This is a genomic window from Arthrobacter rhizosphaerae, from assembly GCF_023062595.1.
GTDB lineage: Bacteria > Actinomycetota > Actinomycetes > Actinomycetales > Micrococcaceae > Arthrobacter > Arthrobacter rhizosphaerae.
Genome location: NZ_JALLAN010000001.1, coordinates 187,744 through 211,170 on the forward strand (window position 1 = coordinate 187,744; position 23,427 = coordinate 211,170).

Annotated in this window: 30 protein-coding genes; 27 read left to right on the forward strand and 3 right to left on the reverse strand. The window is 61.7% G+C overall.

Features of this window, described 5'->3' with window-relative positions; genetic code table 11:
* Nucleotides 1-26: 26 nt before the first annotated feature.
* Nucleotides 27-206: a hypothetical protein gene (locus tag MU551_RS00965; RefSeq protein ID WP_247040267.1), complete on the forward strand. Its 180-nt coding sequence runs from the start codon at nt 27-29 to the stop codon at nt 204-206.
* Nucleotides 207-430: 224 nt separating this feature from the next.
* Nucleotides 431-718 carry a hypothetical protein gene (locus MU551_RS00970; protein ID WP_247040268.1) on the forward strand — a complete coding sequence of 96 codons (288 nt, stop codon included), beginning with the start codon at nt 431-433 and terminating at the stop codon, nt 716-718.
* A 552-nt stretch (nt 719-1,270) separates the two neighbouring features.
* On the opposite strand, the gene MU551_RS00975 is transcribed toward MU551_RS00970, so the two are convergent.
* Together MU551_RS00975 and MU551_RS00980 are read right to left on the reverse strand one after the other, a co-directional pair.
* The gene (locus MU551_RS00975; protein ID WP_247040269.1) at nt 1,271-1,462 is read right to left on the reverse strand and encodes a hypothetical protein; all 192 of its coding nucleotides are present in this window, start codon (nt 1,460-1,462) and stop codon (nt 1,271-1,273) included.
* Nucleotides 1,463-1,700: 238 nt separating this feature from the next.
* On the reverse strand, nt 1,701-1,997 hold the full coding sequence (locus MU551_RS00980) for a hypothetical protein (RefSeq protein WP_247040270.1): 297 nt from the start codon (nt 1,995-1,997) through the stop codon (nt 1,701-1,703).
* On the opposite strand from MU551_RS00980, the gene MU551_RS00985 reads away from it, so the two are divergent.
* A complete protein-coding gene (locus MU551_RS00985; protein WP_247040271.1) occupies nt 1,988-2,482 on the forward strand; it encodes an SLOG family protein in 495 nt (164 codons plus the stop codon). The genes MU551_RS00980 and MU551_RS00985 overlap by 10 nt on opposite strands.
* A 114-nt stretch (nt 2,483-2,596) precedes the next feature.
* On the opposite strand, the gene MU551_RS00990 is transcribed toward MU551_RS00985, so the two are convergent.
* On the reverse strand, nt 2,597-2,932 hold the full coding sequence (locus tag MU551_RS00990) for a histone-like nucleoid-structuring protein Lsr2 (RefSeq protein ID WP_247040272.1): 336 nt from the start codon (nt 2,930-2,932) through the stop codon (nt 2,597-2,599).
* Between the two features lie 206 nt (nt 2,933-3,138).
* Here MU551_RS00990 and MU551_RS00995 point away from each other — a divergent pair, with 206 nt between their 5' ends.
* The 24 genes from MU551_RS00995 to MU551_RS01110 all read left to right on the forward strand — a co-directional run bounded on the left by MU551_RS00995 (nt 3,139) and on the right by MU551_RS01110 (nt 23,307).
* Nucleotides 3,139-5,064, forward strand: coding sequence for a DHH family phosphoesterase (locus MU551_RS00995; protein WP_247040273.1), 1,926 nt, complete (start codon nt 3,139-3,141; stop codon nt 5,062-5,064).
* A gap of 19 nt (nt 5,065-5,083) precedes the next feature.
* Nucleotides 5,084-5,908, forward strand: coding sequence for a CPBP family intramembrane glutamic endopeptidase (locus MU551_RS01000; protein WP_247040274.1), 825 nt, complete (start codon nt 5,084-5,086; stop codon nt 5,906-5,908).
* Between the two features lie 176 nt (nt 5,909-6,084).
* Complete coding sequence (locus tag MU551_RS01005) at nt 6,085-6,495, forward strand: hypothetical protein (RefSeq protein WP_247040275.1); 411 nt, start codon at nt 6,085-6,087, stop codon at nt 6,493-6,495.
* A gap of 1,261 nt (nt 6,496-7,756) precedes the next feature.
* Nucleotides 7,757-9,601: a DNA primase family protein gene (locus MU551_RS01010; RefSeq protein WP_247040276.1), complete on the forward strand. Its 1,845-nt coding sequence runs from the start codon at nt 7,757-7,759 to the stop codon at nt 9,599-9,601.
* A 6-nt stretch (nt 9,602-9,607) separates the two neighbouring features.
* Nucleotides 9,608-9,841, forward strand: a complete 234-nt coding sequence (locus tag MU551_RS01015) for a hypothetical protein (RefSeq protein ID WP_157242149.1) — start codon at nt 9,608-9,610, stop codon at nt 9,839-9,841.
* Between the two features lie 60 nt (nt 9,842-9,901).
* Nucleotides 9,902-10,051, forward strand: a complete 150-nt coding sequence (locus MU551_RS01020) for a hypothetical protein (protein WP_157242150.1) — start codon at nt 9,902-9,904, stop codon at nt 10,049-10,051.
* 94 nt (nt 10,052-10,145) lie between these two features.
* The gene (locus MU551_RS01025; protein WP_247040277.1) at nt 10,146-13,472 is read left to right on the forward strand and encodes a hypothetical protein; all 3,327 of its coding nucleotides are present in this window, start codon (nt 10,146-10,148) and stop codon (nt 13,470-13,472) included.
* A gap of 175 nt (nt 13,473-13,647) precedes the next feature.
* Complete coding sequence (locus MU551_RS01030; protein WP_247040278.1) at nt 13,648-14,079, forward strand: hypothetical protein; 432 nt, start codon at nt 13,648-13,650, stop codon at nt 14,077-14,079.
* Nucleotides 14,080-14,083: 4 nt separating this feature from the next.
* Entirely contained in the window at nt 14,084-14,227 is a 144-nt protein-coding gene (locus MU551_RS01035; protein ID WP_197432513.1) for a hypothetical protein, read from the forward strand.
* Entirely contained in the window at nt 14,224-14,559 is a 336-nt protein-coding gene (locus tag MU551_RS01040) for a PDDEXK family nuclease (RefSeq protein ID WP_247040279.1), read from the forward strand. The genes MU551_RS01035 and MU551_RS01040 overlap by 4 nt, the downstream gene beginning before the upstream one ends.
* Nucleotides 14,560-14,561: 2 nt before the next feature.
* On the forward strand, nt 14,562-14,963 hold the full coding sequence (locus MU551_RS01045; RefSeq protein ID WP_247040280.1) for a dATP/dGTP diphosphohydrolase domain-containing protein: 402 nt from the start codon (nt 14,562-14,564) through the stop codon (nt 14,961-14,963).
* Between the two features lie 198 nt (nt 14,964-15,161).
* On the forward strand, nt 15,162-17,027 hold the full coding sequence (locus MU551_RS01050) for an SNF2-related protein (RefSeq protein WP_247040281.1): 1,866 nt from the start codon (nt 15,162-15,164) through the stop codon (nt 17,025-17,027).
* 110 nt (nt 17,028-17,137) lie between these two features.
* Nucleotides 17,138-17,821 (forward strand): N-6 DNA methylase, encoded by a 684-nt coding sequence (locus MU551_RS01055; RefSeq protein ID WP_247040282.1) that lies wholly within the window; start codon nt 17,138-17,140, stop codon nt 17,819-17,821.
* 1 nt (nt 17,822) lies between these two features.
* Nucleotides 17,823-18,506, forward strand: coding sequence for a pyrophosphohydrolase domain-containing protein (locus MU551_RS01060; RefSeq protein WP_247040283.1), 684 nt, complete (start codon nt 17,823-17,825; stop codon nt 18,504-18,506).
* A 4-nt stretch (nt 18,507-18,510) separates the two neighbouring features.
* Nucleotides 18,511-18,837: a hypothetical protein gene (locus MU551_RS01065; RefSeq protein ID WP_247040284.1), complete on the forward strand. Its 327-nt coding sequence runs from the start codon at nt 18,511-18,513 to the stop codon at nt 18,835-18,837.
* On the forward strand, nt 18,834-19,013 hold the full coding sequence (locus MU551_RS01070) for a hypothetical protein (protein ID WP_247040285.1): 180 nt from the start codon (nt 18,834-18,836) through the stop codon (nt 19,011-19,013). The genes MU551_RS01065 and MU551_RS01070 overlap by 4 nt, the downstream gene beginning before the upstream one ends.
* A 289-nt stretch (nt 19,014-19,302) precedes the next feature.
* On the forward strand, nt 19,303-19,719 hold the full coding sequence (locus tag MU551_RS01075) for a hypothetical protein (RefSeq protein WP_247040286.1): 417 nt from the start codon (nt 19,303-19,305) through the stop codon (nt 19,717-19,719).
* Complete coding sequence (locus tag MU551_RS01080; protein ID WP_247040287.1) at nt 19,712-20,254, forward strand: hypothetical protein; 543 nt, start codon at nt 19,712-19,714, stop codon at nt 20,252-20,254. Before MU551_RS01075 ends, MU551_RS01080 begins: the two co-directional genes overlap by 8 nt.
* A 179-nt stretch (nt 20,255-20,433) precedes the next feature.
* Nucleotides 20,434-20,826: a hypothetical protein gene (locus MU551_RS01085; protein ID WP_247040288.1), complete on the forward strand. Its 393-nt coding sequence runs from the start codon at nt 20,434-20,436 to the stop codon at nt 20,824-20,826.
* Between the two features lie 127 nt (nt 20,827-20,953).
* The gene (locus MU551_RS01090; protein ID WP_247040289.1) at nt 20,954-21,469 is read left to right on the forward strand and encodes a hypothetical protein; all 516 of its coding nucleotides are present in this window, start codon (nt 20,954-20,956) and stop codon (nt 21,467-21,469) included.
* A 95-nt stretch (nt 21,470-21,564) separates the two neighbouring features.
* On the forward strand, nt 21,565-22,002 hold the full coding sequence (locus tag MU551_RS01095; RefSeq protein ID WP_247040290.1) for a hypothetical protein: 438 nt from the start codon (nt 21,565-21,567) through the stop codon (nt 22,000-22,002).
* Entirely contained in the window at nt 21,968-22,171 is a 204-nt protein-coding gene (locus tag MU551_RS01100) for a hypothetical protein (protein WP_247040291.1), read from the forward strand. The genes MU551_RS01095 and MU551_RS01100 overlap by 35 nt, the downstream gene beginning before the upstream one ends.
* A 2-nt stretch (nt 22,172-22,173) precedes the next feature.
* Nucleotides 22,174-22,971 (forward strand): hypothetical protein, encoded by a 798-nt coding sequence (locus MU551_RS01105; protein WP_247040292.1) that lies wholly within the window; start codon nt 22,174-22,176, stop codon nt 22,969-22,971.
* 60 nt (nt 22,972-23,031) lie between these two features.
* Nucleotides 23,032-23,307, forward strand: coding sequence for a hypothetical protein (locus MU551_RS01110; RefSeq protein WP_247040293.1), 276 nt, complete (start codon nt 23,032-23,034; stop codon nt 23,305-23,307).
* Nucleotides 23,308-23,427: the final 120 nt, after the last annotated feature.

Below are 23,427 nucleotides of genomic sequence, written 5' to 3' on the forward strand. Positions count from 1 at the left end.
GACGCCGCTCCAGGAACGTACTCCTCGTGGAAGCCCCAGACGACTCGGCGACGCTGGAGGAAGCAATGCTGAAAGGAACTAGGGCAGTTGCTCGTATCCAGGAAGGATCTCTCTTTCTGATGCGTCCACGAGGCAGCGGCCTGGCGGCGCTCGTCGAGGACTCGCGCAAGCGCTCGTCAGTGGGCGCGGGCGCGGCAGGGGAGTGAGAGCCGGGCCGGAACGTGCACCGACGAGGGAGCGTGGGGAGCCCGCCTCGGACGCGGTGCGACATGTGCTGGCACGACGCTGAAACACAGCCGGACCAGCACGGTGCAACCACGATACAGAGCAGTGCGACAAGTGCATCAACCTGTCGATGCAGTGCTGTGACCACAGGGTTATCCACAGCCTGACGCGACGGGGTCGCGGTGTGGGAAGACCGCTGCGCGCCATGTCTGATGCGCCTGCGGCAGCACAGTGTGACAGTGCAGTGACCGGGCTGCGCCCGTCGTCGCTGGCGCTCCGTGTGAGGACCCGTACGGGTAGCGGCTCGTACCTCGCCATGGAGCTGAAGAAGCACCCGTACGGCGTTGCCACGGTCGGCAAAAGGGCTGTACAGCCAAAAGCAGCTATATCCAAGGGAAACGACATGACCCGTACACCCGCTGCGCGGATGAGAGGGGGTGTACGGGTCAAGGGTGTACGGGTCGTTTCCCCTGATGTTCCAGGCTTCCGCTAAAGCTCCAGCCGTGGAACAGCGAGACGAACGGCAAGAAGGAAAAAGGGCATAAGGGAACCTGGCAACAGCGGTCCTGCGGACCCTCCGCTTCGCTCCGGTCTCTTGCTGCGCTTCGAGACGCTGTTGGTCGGCATAGCCGACGGGTTCCACCGCTCGCTTCGCTCGTTGGCCCGTCAGTCGCTGCGCTCCCTCCGGCTATGCCCAGCGCTGCGCTTGAGTGGTGGATGCCCACCGCCGCCCGCTGCAGTTGTCCACAGGTGGACCCCGCAGCAAAAGGAGGCGACGGCGGTGGATCGCCTGGCGCTGCGCGCCAGGCTCATCCGAGAAGGACGGCCCATCGGCCGGGTCGCTGCGCGACCCAATCGGATCAGATCCCTGGAAGAGGGATCAATGGGCCGTCAGGCCAGCAGAGCTGGCACGGGAGCTGTGCCGAACATCGAGTCCCCGCGGGTCCCACAGGGCCCCGCGTCGATGCCCGACACCTGCATCCCAATGACAGAAGAGGCATCGCCGTAAGCGGGATCATCACGAAGCCAAACATCTGCGACAGGGTCAGAAGGGGAGCCGATCAGCCAAGCCGATGTCAGCCAACAGCTCACCGACAGGCTCGGCCGCGCGATTGATCCCAGTGCCGTCGCGAGGATGTGGAGCCTTGAATGTACCGTGCGCCTCGGACAAGACGTCGGAGATCACAGTCCTGCCCGGAGTGCAGTTGGGCACCACTCTCTCAGAGTTGGATGGCATCGACAGGAGCATTTGCAGCCCTGGAAGAGAACGTCGATAAAAGGGGATCAACCGCGCACTTGGCGAAACGCGCCACTCGCACAGGGCACAAACGTGCCGATCAACAGCGAGTGCGACCCAATGCTTTCGAAGCTTTCCAAGTCGACCAGGCCTGATGCCTGACCACTCGAATCATTCCGCGAATCATTTCTCTAATGTCACCTGACGCCATAACGCGAGGAGCCCCAACATGACCTCACTAACTCCTTATGACACCGGCGATCGTTGCAAGGCCAGACCCTGGGTCCCCTCCGGGACAAAGGTCTCCGAAGCGATCCCGGCCGATAGTTTCGGCAAGGTTGACTTCGACAACGATGAAGGCAGCACTGTCTGCGTCGTGCATGTAGAGCGCCGAAAGGACGGCCGTCACATCGTCCACATCCAACCCTTGTGTGACGATACCGAGCTCGATGTAGTCGTTGACGTCGATCGAGCAAACGCACAGGGAACCAATGTCGATGCAACGACCAGCAGAGGCGACCGCCCATGAGTTCAACGTTCTCCCATACCCTGCTGATCACCGGCGCGCGCACCTGGAGCGACGAGCTTGCTATGCGAGCCGCTTTCAACGAGGCCTGGTGCATCTGGGGAATCTCTAAGGTCGCCCGGCCACTGCTGATCTCTGGGCACTGCCCAAAAGGGGCCGATGCCATGGCCGAGCGGCTGTGGCGCACCGCAGGTTTCGATGTACTTGAGGTCCCTGCCGACTGGGACGCCCACGGTGGAGGGGCAGGATTCAAGCGCAACAGCGGGATGGTGAGGATCGCGCGATCGCTGCGAGAGCAGGGGAGCGAGGTGCTGTGCGCGGCGTTCCTCGACGTGTGCACCAAGCAGAACTGCCCGCAGCTCCGACGTCAGCAGCTTGCACCGATGGTTGCCGGCCATTTCTCGCACGGCACCACGCACTGTAGATCAGAGGCCCGATCTGCCGGGATTCGCACGATCGACGTCCTGCCAGCGGCGCAGCGGCCCGCAAGCTGACTCCGGATGCGCGAAGAGCCCTGCAGCAGATACTGCAGGGCTCTTCGTCGATGAATGATTGGTGCCCAAACGCCTTTCGGGAAGATGGCCGAAGATGTTGGGAATTCGAACTGACTACTTGGACCGTTCGATGTTGTGTGCCTCGTCATAGGCCTTCTGGACCATCTTCGGAATGCGCCCGTAAGGCGGTACTTCGAAGTTGTTTTGGCGGCCCCATTCGCGGATCTGCTCCCGTTCCTCGGGCGTGGTCTCGGGCACGAGTCGTTTCTTCTCACCCTTACCTGTGGCCTTTCTGCCCTTGGTGGCATAGCGCTCAAGTGTCTTCTCGAGTTCCTCCCTCTCTTCATCGGTCAGGTCTATCTCAAACCAGGTGTCCTTCAGTCCGAAGGTCACCGTGGCTGCGCCTGCCTTACCACTGATATCTGACTCAATTACTTTTCGCATCGCCATACTTCGCAGGATAAACCATCCACACCCCTATAGAGAAGCCTTTCGGCCTGAGTACCCGATACGCCTGTCGAATGGCCTCGTTATGGCCATAAAACGCTGCTATACGAGCATGAACAACATGCCGCACTGCTAAAATCACACTGCCAGCGGGAGCCACTTTCACCACCGCTGAACCATCACCATCGAACCAATCGAGAGGCCCCGCAATGACCACACTCCAGACCGTCGATGACTACCCCCTGTCTCAGGAAGACGTTGATCTTTTCGCCCTGATGTGCCAGCGCCGCGGTTGGTCCGATGAATACCTCCGCGAGATCGAATCCGCCGAACACGACGAACTCCTGGGCCTGGCCGAAATGGTCGAGGCGCTGGAGGACGCGCGCGCCGCAGGCAGGAAGATCACGATCGCCCCCGACTTCGACATGGACGGCATCTCCTCCGGAGTACTCGGCTATGCCGGTCTCTCCGAACTCGGTTTCGATGTCGAGCTGCACGTGCCGGACTACCGCCGCGGCCACGACCTCGCCCCGGAGGACATCGCCGAGATCGCCGCGAAATGGCCGGATACCAGTGTCCTGCTCACCTGCGACGGCGGAGTGAACTCCCATCGCGGGATCGCGGCGGCCCGGGACCTGGGTTGGACGACCCTGGTGACCGACCATCATGAGGAGCTCGCGCCCGGGTCGACCGCCGACATCACCGTTGACCCGTGTCGGATCGATGAGACCTACGCCCACACCGGTATCTGCGGAGCACACGTGCTCTACCAGGTGATCGAGGCCTACGCACGCGTCCATCAGCCAGAAAAGCTTTGGGAAGTCCGCTTGCTGCGCCTCTTCGCCGGCTTGGGTACCGTCTCCGACGTCATGCCTGTCCTATATGAGAACCGACAACTGGTGCGCGACTCACTCTCAATCGCACGCCTGTTGTACGCGCCCGCGCCGCGGACGATCCCCACTCCCTGGGGCTTCGACCCGGACCCTGAAGCAATCGACGTCGAGCAGGCCACGCTGATGCAGCTGCTTCGCATCGACCAGCACCACCCGGTCTTCATCCGGGCCTTCCAGGGTTTCGCGGTCCTCCTGAAAGCTTTCGGACGGGCTGGCAAGGTCCGCGACGTCGACAGCCTCGACGAGGGCTTCTACGGGTTCTACGTCGCGCCGGCGATGAACTGCCCCCGTCGGACAGGTGATCCTCTCGAACCCTGCTTCGAAGTTTTCACCGCGCCCGACCAGAACTCCATGCTGGAGGCTGCGCACAAGGTCATCGCAACCAACGAGAAGCGCAAGCAGCTTGTCGAAGTCCACCTGCAGGAGCTCGCGGGCGATGACCAGCCGCTGGCTCCCTGGGTGTACTTCTCGGAAGCCTATCCGGGCATGTATGGCCTGCTGGCAAATCAAATGATGGAACGCCAGGGCCATCCGGTCGTCGTGCTCAACCGTCCTTCCGGACCGGACGACTTCGTCAGCGGCTCCGGCCGGGCCCCGTTCTGGTTCAACATCATTGACACCCTGGAACCGCAGAACGGCATGCGCGCCATTGGCCACCAGCAGGCGTGCGGCGTCAAGGTCGACCGGGCCGAATTGCTCGATGAGCTCGTCGACACGCTTCAGGCAGCCACGCAGGTAGCTCTGCTGGCAGTCGACCCGAACGAGCGACGCGCCGACCTTGTGCTCGGCCCCGACGCCGACTGCGACGCAGGCCTCGACGACCTTGAACCGTTGGTGGGCTTTGTCCGCCGGATTGAGACTCTGCGGCCCTTCGGCCAGGGATTCGTCGAGCCGGTTGTTGAGATCGCGATCGAGCCTCTGGGTCTGCGCGTGGATCGCATCGGCTCAGACGCCGACTGCGAACACGATCGTGTTGACGCCAACATGATGATGAACGCCCGCGGATACCGTGTGTGCCGACTGTGCAAGAAGCACTTGCGGTTGGTCACCCGCTCGGGACTGTCCTGCCTGTGGTGGAACGTCGCCGAGGAGAAGGAGCCGGAGCTCGTACAGCTGACGAAATCCGCCAGCCGCACGGAGATCGGGACGCTGCGCTTCATCGCGAAGCTGCAACTGAACACCTTCCGTGGCGAGACACGGGTCCAGGCCATCATCGACCAGCAGATCACCGAGTCTGCCTGAACCAAGAAAGGAGGCGGGTATGGCCGCTCCATCAACCAAGTCCCGGCTCCTCGCTGTCGTGTGGTGCTTCCTCATGCCTCTTGGTGTGATCGGCGGATATCTGGGCGTGGGCTTCGCGGTGGTCGCCGCAGTGGGCGAGCCGATCCTCGGGACCATAGTGCTCGGAGGTGTCGTGTTCCTGCTCGTCGGCGCAGCCAGGTTGCTGCGTCCCGGGTGGCTCGCTTACGAGCCGGCCGCCCGGCCGCTGCCCGAGACGCCGCGCTTGACCAGGATGGTACTCGGGGGTCTCGCCCTGGCATTCCTCGCCGGTCAGTCACTGGCACTGTGGCTCTACTCCCTGGGAGGGTCGACGGGTTTCGACCAGTCAGTCCAGGCCCGTCAGGACGCCGGAGTTATCGCCGCCCTGCTGCTTGCCCTGGTCGCTGCGCCATTGGCCGAAGAAATGCTCTTCCGCGGTCTGCTCTACCCGCTGCTGAGACGACGGATCGGCATCATCGGCTCGGTTCTCGTCACAACCACAGTGTTCGGCCTGGTGCACGGAAACGTCGTTCAGTTCGCCTCGACTCTGCCGTTGGCTGTCCTGCTGGCGCTGGTCTACGAACGCACACGCGTACTCTGGCCATGCGTGCTCATGCACCTGGGTTTCAACCTCGTGGCCACGTTCGTCCCGCCTGTACTGGTCACGCCATTGGCAAACCCGGTCTCCGCGCTCCTGCTGATCACAGCTTTCCTCGGATGTGCACTCATGCTCTACCGGAAGATTGCGACTCCGACTGTGCTCCTCGCCGACGAACCTGCCATGGACATGGGAGACGGTAAGGAAGGCGATCCCAGGACCGTCTAAGCGGCCGGGCTCATCATCCAAGGAACGACGTTGGTGCCCTCCGGGCGCTACCTCTCGACCTCTCGGTCGAGGGTGCGCACCGGAGGGCTGTTCTCGGGTGACCGGGGTGATCCGGTCACCGGGGGATTGGCTGAAAGAATTTCTTCAGCCAAGCTCTTGAGAGAGGGGGATCCACCATGACTGTCGTCAGCACTTGCGTCTACGACGCCCAGGGCCGACTCGTTCGCCCGTCTGACAGCGATGTTCGCCGCGCACGGTTTGCGCTCGACTTCGACACCGGTGAGAGGCCGACCTTTGATCGAGGGTCTGTGCACTTCTACACCATGACCACCAGCGGTCTGACGGCCGGGCACGCGCGTCAGCGTGCCAAGGAAATGCTCGCTCGCTTCTTTGAGCGCGCCGAATCCGTCGACGGCTACCGCAAAATCGAGATGAGCAAGACGCAGGGGATCATCCACTGCAACCGCAACGTCTCGATCACCTACGAGATCCTTTACGCCGTCGAGGACGGCGGCAGGGGCCGTATCCACATTCCCGAGTCCCCCTATGCGGGATACCGGCGAGGCCGGAGCTCCGTCGCCCACTAGGCGAGTAGTGCTCCATCCGCGTCTCGCACCAGCGCAACGCGCAGAAAGGCCGGAGAGCTCCCTTCCCACGGGGAGGTCTCTCCGGCCTTTCTGTTTTTCACGTTCCTGTGACAACTACACCTGGTGACGGTCATCGCCTACACCTTCTCCCCTACAGTATCAGTGCCGAGTCATAATGCGCAATGGATCGCAATCGTCTATCAAGCGGCTCTCTACGTGAGTCCCGGGTCAGTCACATGGGAGGATGACATTCTGTCGAGTCACTCCAGAGAGGCTCGTCAGAGCCTCCATCGCCGGGAACGTCCGGAAGTAGGGTCCTGGTTGCAAGGTGGCGTGGCAGGCTAATGACCAATCAAGGCGTACCACTTGTAGTGGTACACCTCCGGATCCCAGCTCTGACAAGGGAAGACATCGATCCACCGAGTTCATCCGGCGGGGTGCGTACCACGTGGCAGCAGGGACGTGGTACGCCGTTTTGACTGATAAACCAACGCTTTTGACAGATGTACCACGTGTACCACCTCAGCACAGGACTTTTCATGCGCACATATGCGCATACGCGTGATACCAAAATGGCTTGGTCGCCGCAAGGGGCTAGGTTGAGGGGTTCCGGCGGGTGGCTCTCCACCCCAAAAACCCATATATCTAGTCTTTTTTAAGTGGTACAAGTGGTACAGGGGGTATGTAAAGCCCGCCAACTCAAGGTAAAAGCCTGTACCACGTGCAAATCTCCACGTGGTACACCCAGTCATTACACTTCCCAGAATCCTTGCCTGACCTGGGGAAACAGTTGTACCACGTCAAGTGGTACACCTCCCGGTAACCCGTGTGGGTATTCCGTACGAATGCTGAAGCATCAACCCCTGCCTCTCTTGGGGATTCCAGGCCGGCCGGCCGGAAGAACTCCCCGGGCCCCGACCAGAAGGCCGGGCGGCTTACGCCGCCCGCGGGTGGGTGATCGAGCACGAGAAGACAGTGGCTCCGTGGGGCATTCGCCCCCGGAGCCACTGTTTCTCATTTCAGACCCATGCTCTCGACGTGTGCGCCGCTGGACCTCCGGGTCTCGCGCGCGACCCCTCCGAGACCTGTCCATGCATCAGTCGGGAACTCTATCGATGAATCAGTCGATACGTTGGAGACTCGTTGCGAAAGACCACCCGAATGGAATAGAGTCGAGTTCACGTTCCTATTCGATTACGAGACCAATCGGCTTCCCACTCAACTGCCGGCAGGTGCTCGTGCCATCGAGAAAGACAGCAACATGACGACTCCTGACGACCCCACGCCCGTCTTCGAGGACGACTTCGACGTCCCATCAACCAACCCTGTGGCCGACGCCTTTACCAGCGTCATGGACCACTTCTCCGGCGAATCCGACATCGCCCCGCAGAACGAGATTGTCACCCGCGCCACTGCGGTGTACCTCGATCTGATCGACCCGTCCGACCCGCCGTCGCCACGTCTGATCGAGAAGCAGCTGCTCGCGATCGTCAACGGAGTCTGTAAGGCCGAGAACGCCAAGACCAAGCTCGCCACCGAGAAGCTGCTGCTGATGCGGACGCTGACGTACTGGCAGGTGGCGCAGATTCTGTTGAACCTGCACCACGTGATCCGCATCGCCCCAAGCGCCAAGGACACCGACCGGGAGTACGACCTGCTGGCGATGTACCAGGCGACCGGCCCAAGCCGCGGTACCTACACAACCAGTGAGGATGACATCCGGACCGCGGCTCGCAAATACAACACGCAGCTGACGCTGAAGGAGTTCGCCGAGGTCCTCGCTGTCCTCCGGGAGGACGGTCCGCGCCGACACCAATGCACCCATAGGGATCTCATTGCAGTGAACAATGGTGTGTTCCACTACGGACAGACAGCCCGCGACATCTCTGTCGGCGGCAAGGATTTCCATCTCGAACCGAAGACCCTCGTACCGTTCGACCCGGCCCTGGTCTTCCTGGCCAAGTGCCACATTGACTACGTTGAGAACCCGGACAACCCGGTAATCGCGCATCCGACGGATGGTACAACCTGGGATATTGAGTCCTGGGTCAGCGAGCTCTCGGATGATGAGGGAATTCCCGAGCTGCTCTGGGAAATCATCGGCGCGATCATCCGCCCCCACGTGAGCTGGGGTAAGACCGCCTGGTTCTACTCCGAGCAGGGCAACAACGGCAAGGGAACGCTGTGCGCGCTCATGCGTAACTTGTGCGGGCCCCGTTCGCACACCTCGATCCCGCTGAGCGACTTCGGCAAAGACTTCGCACTCGAGCCACTGGTGCGCGCCAACGCGATCATCGTCGACGAAAACGACGTGGGTACCTTCATCGACAAGGCGGCCAACCTGAAGGCGATCGTTACCAATGACGTCATCCAGATCAACCGCAAATACAGAATGCCGATCGCCTACCAGTTCTTCGGCTTCATGGTCCAGTGCCTCAACGAGTTCCCACGGGTGAAGGACAAGTCAGACAGCTTCTATCGCAGGCAGCTGTTCGTGCCGTTCCTGAAGAGTTTCGAAGGTGTGGAGCGCAAGTACATCAAACAGGACTACCTCCAGCGCCGTGAAGTCCTGGAATATGCCCTCTGGTATGTGCTCAACCGCGCCGGAGCTTCTGACCCGGGTAACTACTACCAGCTCTCGGAGCCGGTGGCGACCAAAGAGGTCCTGGCCGAATACAAAGAATCCAACGATCCGGTCCGGGCCTTCTGGCAGGAGTTCCGTGAGCGGCTGGTGTGGGACCTCCTGCCCTTCACGTTCCTGTACGACCTCTACAAGGCCTGGTTTGCCGATGTCTCGCCCTCGGGGTCGCCGGTGTCGAACAAGCAGTTCATCACCGACCTCGTGGCGATCGTGCGGCCTGACCCGTTGTGGCACTGCCCGGACAAGAACAAGAAGATTCGTCCCGGTCAGATGATGACCCTCTCCGAGACCACCATCGCCGAATACGAGCTCACCAAGTGGCTGAACCCCAGTTACAAGGGCAGTGACCGCGACAAGCGTTCGAAGCCGCTCATCCAGGCCAACTACCGGGGCATCCTCCGTCACACCGGCCCCGTCGCGGGTGCTGATCCCGCAGGCACCGACCACCACGAAGAACAGGACTGACCTGATATGTCGAAAATAGCCTCGGCCATCGCCCAACTCACTCAAGCCGTCATCGACCTCGTCCAGCAGCAAAGCCGCACGAGCACTGCGCTGACCGATGTCGCACGTGAGCAGAGGATCACCAACCTGATCGTCCGTTCGCAGATTTCCACCGACGGCGAGGAGAAGCAGCGGCTGATGGCCGAGGCCACCCGACGCATGGATCAGCCCCGCCGGCGATCGCCTCATGACCAGCTCTGACCACACGACGCCACATCAGTTCAACACCTGGGCCAAGACGCCCAAGGACGGATCACGACCATGACCAAACATCAGAACGGCGAACCCAACTGGCAAGAAGGGTGTGCAGGAGACGGAGTCAAGCCCGGTAAAGAATGCCGTGACTGCCTCTTCCAGCGCGGGCACTTCGGCTATGCCCTCGTCAATGGCCAATGGTCGACCACGCCCTGATCACGATCTCCCTATCTCTGTCACAGGAGTTGGGAACCAAACCTGGATAACTGCAATCCGGCCCGTGACGGCTGGCCGACCAGAGGAGACCCTCATGACAAACCAGCGCATACCCGTCACGGCCGACACAGCGCTCTTCACCTACTACGACATCGAGTCACTGGCCAATGTCTTCAGCCTTGTTGCCTACACGCCGCGGCCCAACGGCATCGGTGCTCTCGAAGTCTTCTACCTCGTCGACGATGCCGCTGATGGCACCAATCTCTCTGACGCCGTCGATTTCAAGGCACTGGGAGACGCCATCTTCCAGAGCAACCCGGGTCTGCCTGCATTCCCGCAAACCCAGCTGCGGTTTTGGGACCTGCGTCTGCTTGAAAGCAACACCTGGCTCGCGCAGATCATAGGCCTCTCCGACGCCGAGCATGTCTGCCACCGCAATGCCCCCTCGGCCTACCCGGCCGCCCTGCGCCCGGTTTGCGACACAGACCCCGATTACGACCCCACAGTGCACCCGTTCCTTGTCGGCTACAACTCGATGAACTACGACACAACGATGCTCGCGCTCTACCTCTACGAAACGTTCGGTTCCTACATCGATTTCGAGGAGCGTCTCGGACAGGCGCGCGCCATGATCAGCAAGCTCACCGCCCTGCATGCCCGAACCCGGAGCGAAAACGTCGCGCGCGAGCTCGCCGACTGGCAAGCCAGGCTCGATGCTGAACAAATGGCGGGCCGCGGTTTCCGCAAAAGCAGCGCGGCGAAGCTGCGCGAACAGAACGACCAGCTGTTCTCTGACGAGCACATCAACTACATGCCCGGATACCTCGGCTGGGACAAACCCGCCGCAAAGATCCGCCGTGCCATGCTGCATTCCGGCCGGCACATTGATATGTCCCGTCTCAATGAACTGCAGGCCAAGGTCAGCCTCAAACGCCTGCTCGGAATGCTCGGTCGCCAGATCAAAGAATCCGAGAAGCTCAGCCACGACACCACGATCACGGCAGTCGAAGACCTCTACGAGCTGCTGGCCTACAACGTTTCCGACTGCCTGGGCCTGGGCCAGCTGTCCAAGCACCCGGTGTACTCAAACAACTTCGACCTGAAGGCCGGCTTGCTCGCGCAGTACTCCGAGACAGTCTTCGATAAGAACGGTGCGGTGCGCCGGGACCGCCTGGCCATTGACTCGTCCTCGGCGAAGTTCGTGGGTCGGATCCTCGCGCCGTATACGGCTTTGGATGACATCGAGGCTGTGTCGTTCATGTACCCGGACCCCGAAGTCGCCAAGGAGAGAGGAATCGAGCCGGTCAACGTGCTCGACGAGTGCGTGCGGTTCTTCGAGGAAAGCGTCGCGCCCGACCCCGCCAAAGATGCATCCGCGACGCCGGCGCAGCGGGAGGCGCATCGTCAGTTCATGCAGATCGTGGAGTACTACCGCTCCATCGAGGGGCAGAACTTCAATGAATCCGAGGAGTATCGCGAGAAATTCAACCTTCCGGCGAAGTCGCTGCGTGACATACCCAAGACGCCGAACAATGTTCCGTACTTCGGTGCCGACGCCTCACCGTCGTCCTGCTTCGCCACATTCAGCACCGGCGGCATCCACGGAGCCGAGGCTGATTTGTCAGTCTTCACCTCAGAGCGGATCGAGCATGTCGAACAGGACATGATGCTCACCCGCGCGAAGCTGGTCTTCCCCGATGCAAAGGACTTCGTTTCCGAGGCCAAGCGCCAGCATTCGGCGCTCCGGCTGCCCGACGGCACATTCGTTGACAAACGGCTGGTACTGCTGGGCTCGGACCCTTTGAAGGTGAAGTACAGGAAGCCGAAGAAGGATGACCCGGAGCAGGCCGCGCAGCTCGCCCGCGCTCAAACCCAGGTGCCCGATCCGGCGGATCTGCTCGTAACCCAGCGCCCGGATGCCCAGGCGCTGAACGTCGCCCTGCCCGACGGCACCGTCCTGGAAGGCAAAGTCGTGCTGGCAAGTACCACGGCAACCAAGGCCAGCTACCGCGATGAACCGCCCAAGAAGGCACCGACCCTGTTCACCCTGAAGGAGGACGGATCCGACAAACTGCACCCGAAATTCGCGCGCACTTCAGCGGGCCTGGTAATCCACGAGGATTTCACTTCGTACTATCCAAACCTGCTGCGCAACATGCGCGCGTTCTACAACCCCGAACTCGGTGAGGACCGCTACGCGAAGATCTTCTTCGACAAGGAGCGCTACGGACAGGAGATGAAGCGCCCCGGCATCACGCCGGAAGAGAAAACCCGGCTGAACACGCTCAGGAACGGCACCAAGCTGATCCTCAACTCTGCATCGGGTGCGGGGGATGCAGGCCATAAAACCCCGATCCGAATGAACAACCGCATCATCTCGATGCGTATTCTTGGCCAGCTCTTCAGCTGGCGGATCGGGCAGGCCCAGACACTGGCAGGTGCCCGGATTATCTCGACCAACACGGACGGCCTCTACTCGGTCGTCGGCGGTGGAAACGGCTTCGACGAAGCGACCAACAACCGTGTTCTCGCAGAGCAGCAGGAAGCCATCGGCGTCGACATCGAGCCCGAACTGATGTTTCTCATCAGCAAGGACTCGAACAACCGCCTGGAGATCGAAGCCCCCGAGCAGGGGCGCTCGGTCGCTGACAGCCCGATCATCGCCGCCGGCGGCGGAACCCTCGCATGCCACGCGGGGCCGACCCCGACGAAGTCGTTGGCCCACTCGGCCGTCATAGACTTCGCTCTGGCCAGGTACCTGCAGATCACTGCCAGCAGGGGAGAGGCTGCACTCTCCGAGCCCTTCGACCCCCAGCTGGGCCGGAAGGTGATCGAAGAAGCAGTCCTGGAAGACGACCCGATCCGGTCGCTGATGCTGTTCCAGAACGTCATCGCTGCCTCGCGGGGTTCGATCACCTATCCCTTCGCCGCCGCCCCGGTCAGTGCCGAGGGCGAGAGCGAGGATGCCGAGACTGATGCACAGCTCCTCGATCCCCGCCCGCTGCAGATGGTCAACCGGGTCTTCATCGTCCGCGAAGGCACCCCTGACGCCGTCTCGCTGCATAACGCCGGTGCCTGGAAGATCAACCCTGCCAGCCAGGCCAAACGCCGTGAAAGCGGGGCCGCTGGCGTTCGTCGCGATCCGATTGCGCTCGAGATCCTGCGCCATCACGGCTGGGCGAAGTCACGCGCCGAGGCCAGTAGCTCAGACGGGCTCGCGGTATTGCCCGATGACCAGGATGTTGTCATCCGACGAATCAATAGTATCGACCCGACCTGGTCAATGGCCGTCGTCAACGACGACCTGCACGAGTTGCCCGCGGAGCGGATCCAGCAGCTCATCGCAGCGCTCGACCTCGACATCTACACCTGGATGCTGGCCGAGACGTTCACCAAGAACTGGATGAACGCCGCCGTCTGAGCAATGCCAACTCCTCATCCGCCGGCGGGGTGCCGAGCGACAACACAATGTCGTGCGGCACCCCGCTGGCTTTCCAAACCTCAATCGAGTGATGCCTTATAGATCAATCGATTCGAGTCATAATTGAGTCCGAATGCGAGTTTACTCGCTCATGTCAAACCATTAAGAGGCAATCATGACCCAGTCAACACTCCCCGTCCGCTCCAGTGATCCGGACACCTCCTACGCAGCCGCCCTCGGAGCCTCCCGCGTCCGTCCTGTCGTCCTCGACATCGTCCGCGACCACGGGCCACTCACCCACGACGAGATCATCAGGGCCTACCACAATAAGGTCGTCATGGAACCTGAGACCCCACGCTCCTCGGAGTCCGGAATCCGCACCCGCCTCAAGGAACTCGCCCATGAGGGGCTCGTGGCCGTTGACGACGAAGAGGGCGTCTCCAACTTCGGCAATGCGGCCAAGAAATGGATCGCTGTCAACCCCGACGATCCGAGCTTTGTCTTTGATCCCGATGCGATGGCCGCTTATTTCGAGGAAGAGGACATCGTCCCCTTCACGGCCGCCGACCTGGAGGACGACGCAGCGTCGGTGCTCAAAGAGGACTGATCTCATGTCGACCAAGCCGGATCCCAAGACGTTGTCGCAGGCCGAACTGGACGAGCTGCTCGACGAGCTTGTCCAGTCCGGCCGCGACGATTCCCCGGAGTTCCACGCAGCTTACGCCGAATGGGAGCGGAGAGAGGAGCAATCTTGACAACCCTCGGACGAAAACCCCGCGAGAACGTGATCGAGCAATACTTCCTTAGCCAGTGCCGCCAACACGGATTCCTCTGTCTGAAATTCACCTCTCCGTCCCGGGGTGCCGTCCCTGACCGGATCGTCATCGCGCCGGCCGCGACTGTCTTCGTCGAGCTCAAAAGACCGGGCGAAAGTGTGAATAAGCGGCAACTGATCACCCACGCCAAAATGCGCCGCTTCGGGGCAGAGGTCCACGTGATCGACGACAGGTCCGCTGTGGACAAGTTCATCTCCGACATGCTCCGCCGGGGCCGGGAAAACCAGGACCAGCAGAGAGAAGCATCATAACAATGACAGCCACCGAAACGATCCCGCGAGGATACGAGACCAAGGACTCGGGATCACGCATTCACACCGAGTCCGGCATGCAGCGCGAACCTAAAAACGGCCAGCCCCGCTTCGACCTCCTGATACCGCTCAAGGTGCCCTACCACGAGCAACTGCTCACACGGGCGGCGGCCCTTGTGGAGCGAGGAGCTCAAAAGTACGACTCCCGCGACTGGGAGCAGGCAAGCACCCCCGCCGAAGCCGAGGAGTTCCGCGCCAGCGCCTTCCGCCACTTCATGCAGTGGATGTGCGGCGAAAACGACGAGGACCATGCCGCGGCAATCGTATTCAACGTTCTAGCCGCTGAAAGCACCGCCTACATGATCGCCCACCGCACCGCTGACTCAGACGGGCAGACCGGATGAGGAACAGAGCCGTCAAAACCAACAGCCAGAGTTCGACGATGTTCCGCAACCTCATTCGGGCCGATCTCATCACGTTCCCCTGACCAAAAGACGAAGCGTGCCGACAAGACACCGACCCGGCTCGGGCTTATCCAGGAGGCCTTCCATGCCTGACCGCATACTGCACGATCGACAACCCAGGAAAGGAAGGCAGGTGTCATGACCACAACCATCGCACCCCGACAGCAATCACCCGGGCCCGTCGTGCTCAAGCCTTATCAGCAGCAGATCCACGATTTTCTCGTCCGCAAGCCCTACGCCGGGGCCTGGCTCGGTGTTGGTGCAGGAAAGACGCTCAGCACGCTCAGTGTCCTGCAGACGGTCCGGCCGATAGGCCACATCCTCGTCGTCGCTCCTGTAGCCATCGCACGGTCGACGTGGCTCGACGAGATCGACAAGTGGGGATTTCCCATCCGAACGAAATCACTCATCGTCAACGAGAACGACAAGAAGCTGCCGAAGGCCAAGCGCCTCGAGCGCTACCGGGAGGTCTTCTCCGACCCGCCGACGATGTATTTCGTCAACCAGGAGCTACTCACCCAACCCTCCCAGGGCATCAAGCTGATTGAGCCGGTGCCCGGGGCTGCGGCTTCACCTGCCCTGGGGCTGGTTTCTCCGCCGGCCCGTGACGTGTTCGGCTCCCTCATGGCCTCCGGACCCGTCTCCCAGGAAGAGCTTGTCGAGGGTTACCGTGCCGCGGTGATTTCGTCGGGTCAAGCCGCCCCCGCCAAATCAAGGATCGGCTCCTGGATTCAGGAACTGACCAAGGCTGGTCTCGTCACACGAGAGCAGCATGATTGCCGGTCATGTCAGGGCGAGGGCTGCAAAGAGTGCCGCTTCGGACTTGTCGACCAGATGCCCATTCAGAACATCAACGGCCAGGACACCCTCATTTGGCCGTTCCAGACAGTGATCATCGACGAGTCCCAAGGCTTCAAATCGCATTCGTCCGAGCGATTCAAGGCCCTCAAGATCGTCCGCCCGGCGATTACGCGGCTCATCGAACTGACCGGCACTCCAAGCCCGAACGGACTGCACGATCTGTGGAGCCAGATCTACCTGCTTGACCAGGGAGAAGCGCTCGGGAAGAACATCACCGAGTTCCGCAGCCGGTGGTTCATCCCGAAGATGGTGCCCGGCACCACCACACCATCGAAGTGGATCCCCAACCCAAACGCCGAGGCAGAGATCCACGGGTCCATCAAGCATCTGGTGATGAGCGCGCAGAACACCAACCTGAACCTGCCCGGGCTCACAATCCAGAACGAGAATGTCACACTGCCCCCGGACCTCATGCAGGCCTACAAGGAGTTCAAGCGCGATCTCGTCCTCGACGTGGTCAAGTCCTATATTGACGAGAACGGGAAGCTCACGCAGAGCATCGCGTCAATCGTGGCCGAGAACCAGGCAGTGCTCACCAGCAAGCTCATGCAGTTCGCCTCGGGCACGCTCTACACGGCCGACCCTGACGACCCGAGCACCAAGGGCCAGTACGAGGTCATTCACGACAAGAAGATCGAGATGGCCGAGTACCTGGTGCGCAACAGCGGCGGCGACCCGGTCTTGATCGCCTACCACTTCCGATCGGACCTGGAGCAGCTGCTCCTGCGCTTCAAGAAGTCGGGCATCGATGCGCAGGCCTTCGACGGCTCGCGCGAAATGGTCCGCCGGTGGAACGACAAGCGGATCCCGGTGATGCTGCTGCACCCCGCGGCGGCCGGTCACGGCCTGAACCTTCAGGACGGCGGCTCGACGATGATCTGGTACACGCTGCCGTTCTCACTTGAGCACTATCTTCAGACCAACGGCCGGCTCTACCGCACTGGCCAGACGAAGCCGGTGACCATCCATCGGTTGATCGCCAAAGGTACGCAGGACGAGCGCATGCCCGGCGTGCTTGCTGACAAGCAGCAGATCCAGGACGACCTCATCGAGGCCGTCTCCGGCGAGGACCGCATCCTTGCTGCCCTGGAGGAGGAGATTCAGGACGACTTGAACGACCTCTGGGTCTCCGAACGCGTCTGAGCTCCAACTCTCGGCGCTATATCGACGGCGCAGTCGCCATTGGGTGGCTGCGCCGTCGATAGAGAGTCCGCTCCCACAGCCAAGAACAACTTCCCGAAAGGAGCGCACCCATGGCCAGATACCACAACATCGTGAAGCTCCTGGAGGCCAACACAGGAGCCCGGCGGCTAGCGAACATCTTCGACGACTTCGTCCAAATGAGTGCACTCTCGTTCCGAAATTCCGTCGACCCTCACGATCACGCCGAACGTGAAAAGCAGTACCTCTTCACGGCCGGTAGCTACACGCCTAAGCAGCTTGAGCGCTTTACCGAAGCCCTTTCCCTCGTGGTGATGGCAATGGAGGAAGAACCCGGCGACGTGCTCGGACGGCTCTATATGGAGCTGGATCTGGGTAACGAACGGCTCGGTCAGTTCTACACGCCCTATGACGTCGCCTCTCTCCTGGCAGGCATGACGGTCGATACCGTGTCTGGCCAGATCGCCGAACAAGGCTTCGCCCGGGTCTACGAGCCGACGTGCGGCGCGGGTGCGTTCCTTGTCGCCATAACCCAGGCTATGCGCCGCGCCGGACTCGACTACCAGCGCCAGCTGCACGTCACAGCTGAAGACATCTCCGCCCAAGCCGTGCACATGGCCTATATCCACCTGACTCTTCTGCACGTCCCGGCGATTGTCTACCGCCGCAACACCCTCACCCAGGAAACGTTCGACGCCTGGCCTACACCGGCCCATGTGCTCGGCTGCTGGGATTCAAAACTGCTGCAAACCGCCACCACGACCGAAGGAAGCTGACATGTCACATCCGGAGTACCTCCACCCTATGCAGCGTGATGTCGCACTGTTCCACCGCGCCTTCGGGTTGCCCGATCTGATCGGGAACCCCGGGGCGCTGCCGAAGGAACGCATCGAACTGCGCGTCTCCCTCATTCACGAAGAAGGCATCGTCGAGCTCCGCGAGGCAGTCGACGTGCTTGTCGCCGGAGCCAACGACTCCCCGGTACCCGCCATCGACGCGTTGATCGACACGATGTACGTGTCCCTCGGCGGGCTCGTAGAGATGGGATGCAACGTGATGGACCAGCCCGAAGCGATGCTCACGTTGCCGCCGCGCCCTGGACTCGTGATCTGCAGGGCCGCTGTCGCGGCGACGTACGCCATCGAGAAAAATCTCGAGGCGCTTGAGAGCACGCTGCACGTCGGGGATCGCGAAGAGTCGGTGCGGCTCTTCTCAGCGATCTTCAACGACGCCCGTACGGCGCTGCTCTGGGCCGGGTTCGATCCCATGCCGTTCTTTGCCGAGGTCCAGCGCGCCAACATGTCCAAGCTCGGAAGCGATGGCAAGCCGGTGCACTCCCGCGGCCTGGCGCTAGATGGCTACCCAGAAGGCAAAGTTCTGAAGGGACCCAACTACACCGCACCTGACCTGGAGAAGGTTTACCGCGCCTTCATCGCAGCCAAGCCGCTGCAGAGGGTGTGAACCCATGGCAATTCCCGTGCTCTCGCGCACCGATCGTGAGTTCCTCCAACACCTGGCTTTCCGCCAGGCAGGCCCCGCGGATGAGCCCTGCTGGGTCCACCGGAAGCCCCGCAACCGCTGGCATCTCATCGTCTGGACCATGATGCGCAGCTACGAAAGGTCGCCCTTCGTCAAGAACGGGAAAACACTCGCCCGGCTTGAAGCCACTGAACTCATCGAATACGGGCCGGAGATGAATTTGCCTGAACCCTATGCCCGGGAGCACGGTTCCACCATCATGCTCACCACCGCCGGCTACGCAGCGATTGGGAGCACCGCCGGGCTGAGGTGAAAGCGGCCGACTCCCGGATACTGCTCGACGAGCGTGCGGCGCTCATGGGCGACCCCGCAGGGGACTGGCAGGTCGACGGTGAGCCGTTCGGTGTCCGGATCGAGGCCTGGCCGCCGGCCAGCGCCCGCGAGGAATACCTGCGTCGTTTCGCTGAACTGGCGGAAAAGAAACCATGAGCTTCGTCGCACAATTCGGTGGGCGCTGTGCCGCCCCCAGCTGTGACCGTCCCATCCGATCCGGGGACGAGGTTGTTTACGTCGACCAGGATCTCGTTCACGACGAATGCGGGCTGGACACGGGCCTTCCGGGACCGGCAACCAGACCAATCTGCCCCAAATGCTTCACGGAAATGTCAGTCAGCGGCGCATGTGTCTGCTGACCTGAACCGTCACCAGGAAGAAGAAAACAACCGTGACTGACCTCAGTAAATACCGACCGCCGGTCGCGGAGCGATGGAGCGAGGGTATGCGTACCGACCCTGTACAAATCGAAGTGCACACGAAGTGGCTTTACAGCGAGTACGACCCGAACGTGCTCGTCCCTGAGGGCCGCACCCGCCACCCCTTCTCCCGGGGAGGAGAAGTTACCCGCGCGGATCTGCCCACCGGATATGAGCACATGCAGAGCCTGAACGATCACATCAACTCTGCCGTGGCCGCCTTCGGCGACGACAAGGACCTGGTGATCGAGGTGCGTCTCGCAAGACCCGCGCCGTTGCCCTCGGGGCTATGCGGCAACAAGGCAGACCACCAGCCGCACGACCACCTGAGTGCATCCCTTGGTGCGTTCCGGTGCTCTGCGGACCAGGAAACCCGTCTGCCCTGGGCAGCTGAACGCCTGCAGTCCGAAACCGACAACGAAAGAGAACAATCCCATGACTAAGACCGAGTTGTCTGAGTTCGAGCGTGGAGCCGGGGCCGCCGCAGAAGCGATGCGACTTTACCTCGTCGACGAGAACGAAGCACCGATGTACGAGATGAGTGTGTCTGAACTCGATAGCTTCGAAGCCGGTGCCGTCGCCGATGCACTGGCCGACGAACGCCGCCGCGTCGAGCACGAGGGGGAGGAGAAGAACGGACCTGTGGTCGTCCCCTCTGTTCACCGCGTACTGCCCACCGGCTACGCCGGCTCCGGGCTCGTCGACAAACACTATTTCGAGGTGACCGTCGAATGGCGGGGCACTGATCCCGAAACGCAGCTGGACCGCTGGGCAGTCATGCACATGGGTCACTGCCTCTCGGTGGACGGTGTGTGGGAGTACGAACCATTGCCCTCCTCGCGGGACGAGGAATTCAAGCGCCGCTTCCGGTTCTCTTTCGAGGACGCCCTGCGGCTGGCAACATCTGCCGTCGACAGCGTGACGATCAACGGCCGCACGTTCACCCAGTGCGAGGAGCGCATCGCTGCTGGTTCGTGACCACTCGGCTGCGGGCCCTGCGGGCACTGGCCTCGAAGTCAGGGTCGGCGGGGCCGACCCGGGTGTCGGGACAGTGATGTCGGGGGTCGGGCACGTGCCCGACCCCTCTCATCTTCCTGGTCCGATCGACAGCGAAGCACAAGCGGCTGGAAACAGCCACTGACATAGGAGACCGAGTCATGAGTCACCACCACATCAGCGACAAGGGTGAGAACAGTATCTGTGTCGCGCCAGATGACGTCCAGATTGAAGACGGGAGCCCAGTGGTGCAGGCCTACAGCAACCAGACCGGGAAGACCTACGAATCCTGGGAAGCGCTAATGAACGCCGAGGCCAACGGTCACGTCGTCGTGAGCATCCTGCAGCGCGTTCACCCGAAGACCAGGAAGACCACCGTGTTCGCCCGCACGACCGGGCCGTTCGCCGACAAGCAGGCGGCGCAGCGCAAGGCAGCTACGCTGCGTCGGCACTGGAAACGCGCGTTGGTAAGGGCACTCGAGGGCACCTCGCTCATCGGCGTCCGGGTCGAGCCCCTGTGGATCGACCTGATGATCGATCAGCACCACGGCTGAAGTCATGAGCCGAGACGACCGCAACCAGCGCGGCAGGCATGCCGCCGCGAAAAGAGGCAAAGCGGTTTGCCAACGGCTGACGCCCCCCATCACCAATGCCCCAGCTACCTCCCCGAGGATGACCGATATGACCCTGACCATTGCCGCCCGCCCCGCGCCTCCTCGCATTCAGGATCCTCTTGACGCCGTCATGCGCAGCTGCCTGCGTGACGAGGGCGTCTGGAACGAGATCATCAGCACTCACGCCGGACTGAACCAGGCCGAGCACTGGTTGAAGACCACGACATCGAACATCGACCAGCAGCTCTCCTTCCGTCAGGCCGAAGCGGAAATTCTACGGTTCACTCCGGTGGAGAACCGCGACTCGCTCATCGAGCACCTTGAATGGCGGAAAGGTGCGCTGTACCTCAAAAGCCTCTGCGAGAAGCGCCTCATTGACCTCAAACTGCTGCACGCTGCGGACCAGAGCCGAAGCGACGCGATGAAGGCCTTGCTCGTGCGTCTTGCCGACGGCGTCCTCGGCCACGAGGGCGAACGAATCGACGATCACGAGCTCTACGACGCTCTTGACGAGATCACTCTGCCGGGCAAAGACGGTCCAACCCTGCGCGAATACCTCAACCTCCGCGGATCCGCCCGCTGAGTCCGGCCCTTCAATACCACCCATCCCAGCACTGCCCCTCACCGCGAAGGGCAGTACGTTATCCGATGCCCTAGTGGCTCGGTGGAAAGTCCTGCATGTCCACCACCAAGAACCCAGCCCCCATCGCAGCCGAGGACCTCGTCGAGGAGATTGAGCACACCCTGCTCAACCACCGGAACCAGCGGGAGCACCACCTGCGCCTGAAAGCCCGGACCAACACAGCCCCCGACATCTCAGACCCACACGAGATCACGGTGATGCTCGACGTCACCCTCGCGCTACTGATCAGGCACCGGCTTCCCATCGACGCCGACCGCGCCGCGAAGGCCGTCAGGACAGCCCGGACCTCCGACGCCCGGGCCTGGGCTGGAGCTTGTGCCGAACACCTCGCCTCAATCGCTCGGGAGAGGAAATCCATAAACCGAGATCGATCCTGGCACCGCCACCGTGGCGATCGCCCTGCCGCCCCGGCGCACAGCAAGAGAGAGGAGGCTCTACATGGGCAAGCGCAAACACCAGAGGAAGTCACGTGAGTCCGTCGAAGGCTTCCGCGGCACCCAAAATCCCGAGCTCGCACGCTGGATGCACCTGCTGCGGAGCTCTTCCGCCGCACAGCGGCACACACCCACGCCCCGCAAGGGCACCCGGCGGGAACGGGAGCGCCAGGCAATCCGCGACCAGCAAAGAATCCAGGAGCGCTGACCGTGAACACCACTGCACCAAATGGCTACGACCAGAAGCTCTGGGACTCCATCCCTTCGGTTCGCGCAAAAAAGCACCCTGGCAAACACGACACCTACGTCTTCGGCCAGTCCAGTGCCGACGGCACCGCCTGCATCGGCTGTTCCTGGCAGACCCATCGCGTTCTAATCGGCCCCGGTGCCATCACACAGCATGACCGCGACATGGGACTGACCCACGACCACGAAACATGGGTACCCCTTGCATCCGGGGCCGAGCAAGGAAACTGCCCTTGTCGAAGCCAGAGCAGAGATTGCATCGAGGCCGGCCCACCAAAGAAACAGGAGATCGCCATGCCATCACGCCCGGACACTGCAAGCATGTCGGGCGACCCCGTGCATGACGAAGCGTGCCCACGTTGCCGCCACGTCGGCACCATTGTGTACAACGGCAACTACTGGTGCACGCGATGCCCTTGGGTGATGGCCGAAGGCGGTCGCCCGAAGCGAATCATCGCGGCTTACCTTCGCCAGGAAAGGGCTAAATACCTGGACCGTGGCGATGCAGAGAACGCCGGACGCATGGAGTTCCATCTCAAGGAGCTCGGCGTTGCAGTCCACGAAGTGCCCGAAACGCCAAAGAAGCAATCAACGTTCAGCCCTGAGAACATCCGGCAACTGCAAAAGCTGGTTGCCGGGCCTATCGAGACCTCCCGAGAAGGGTATGAGGGTGAGCTTGAAGTGACTGCGGTCATGGTTCCGATAAAGGACCTGCAACGAGCGCAAGAGATTGTCACCCGGATCGCATCAGCTGTGGAGTGATATGCCGAACTACTGCCAGCCGGCCGCTATGGTCACCGACATCTGCCGTGAAGGACAGCCATGAAACAACTCAGTGAAGACGAATTCGACGAACAATTCACCGTGATCCCTGATGCCCAGGGTGACACGGTAAGACCCAGCGCCGACGGTATCGACCCAGACTCCAGGTACCTCTGGACCATCGTCGACGCAGACGGGTCTTTGTATGCCGTCTCCGGCTGGCATTTCGTGAACCGCTTAGGCTACATCCTCACCGAAGAAGCCTGGGAGGAAGAAACCGAAGCCGTCTGGTGCGAGCTCGACGACGAAGACGAAAACGAAGCCAGACGTGGCTGAACCCAGGAGCACAACAGCATGCCCTTCGTGCGGTGTTTGGGAGTGCCCGGATTGCGGAGCACGGGTCAATCGTCGGAACAGGTATTACCCAGGCAAGCACGACTGCCCAAAATGCAAGAG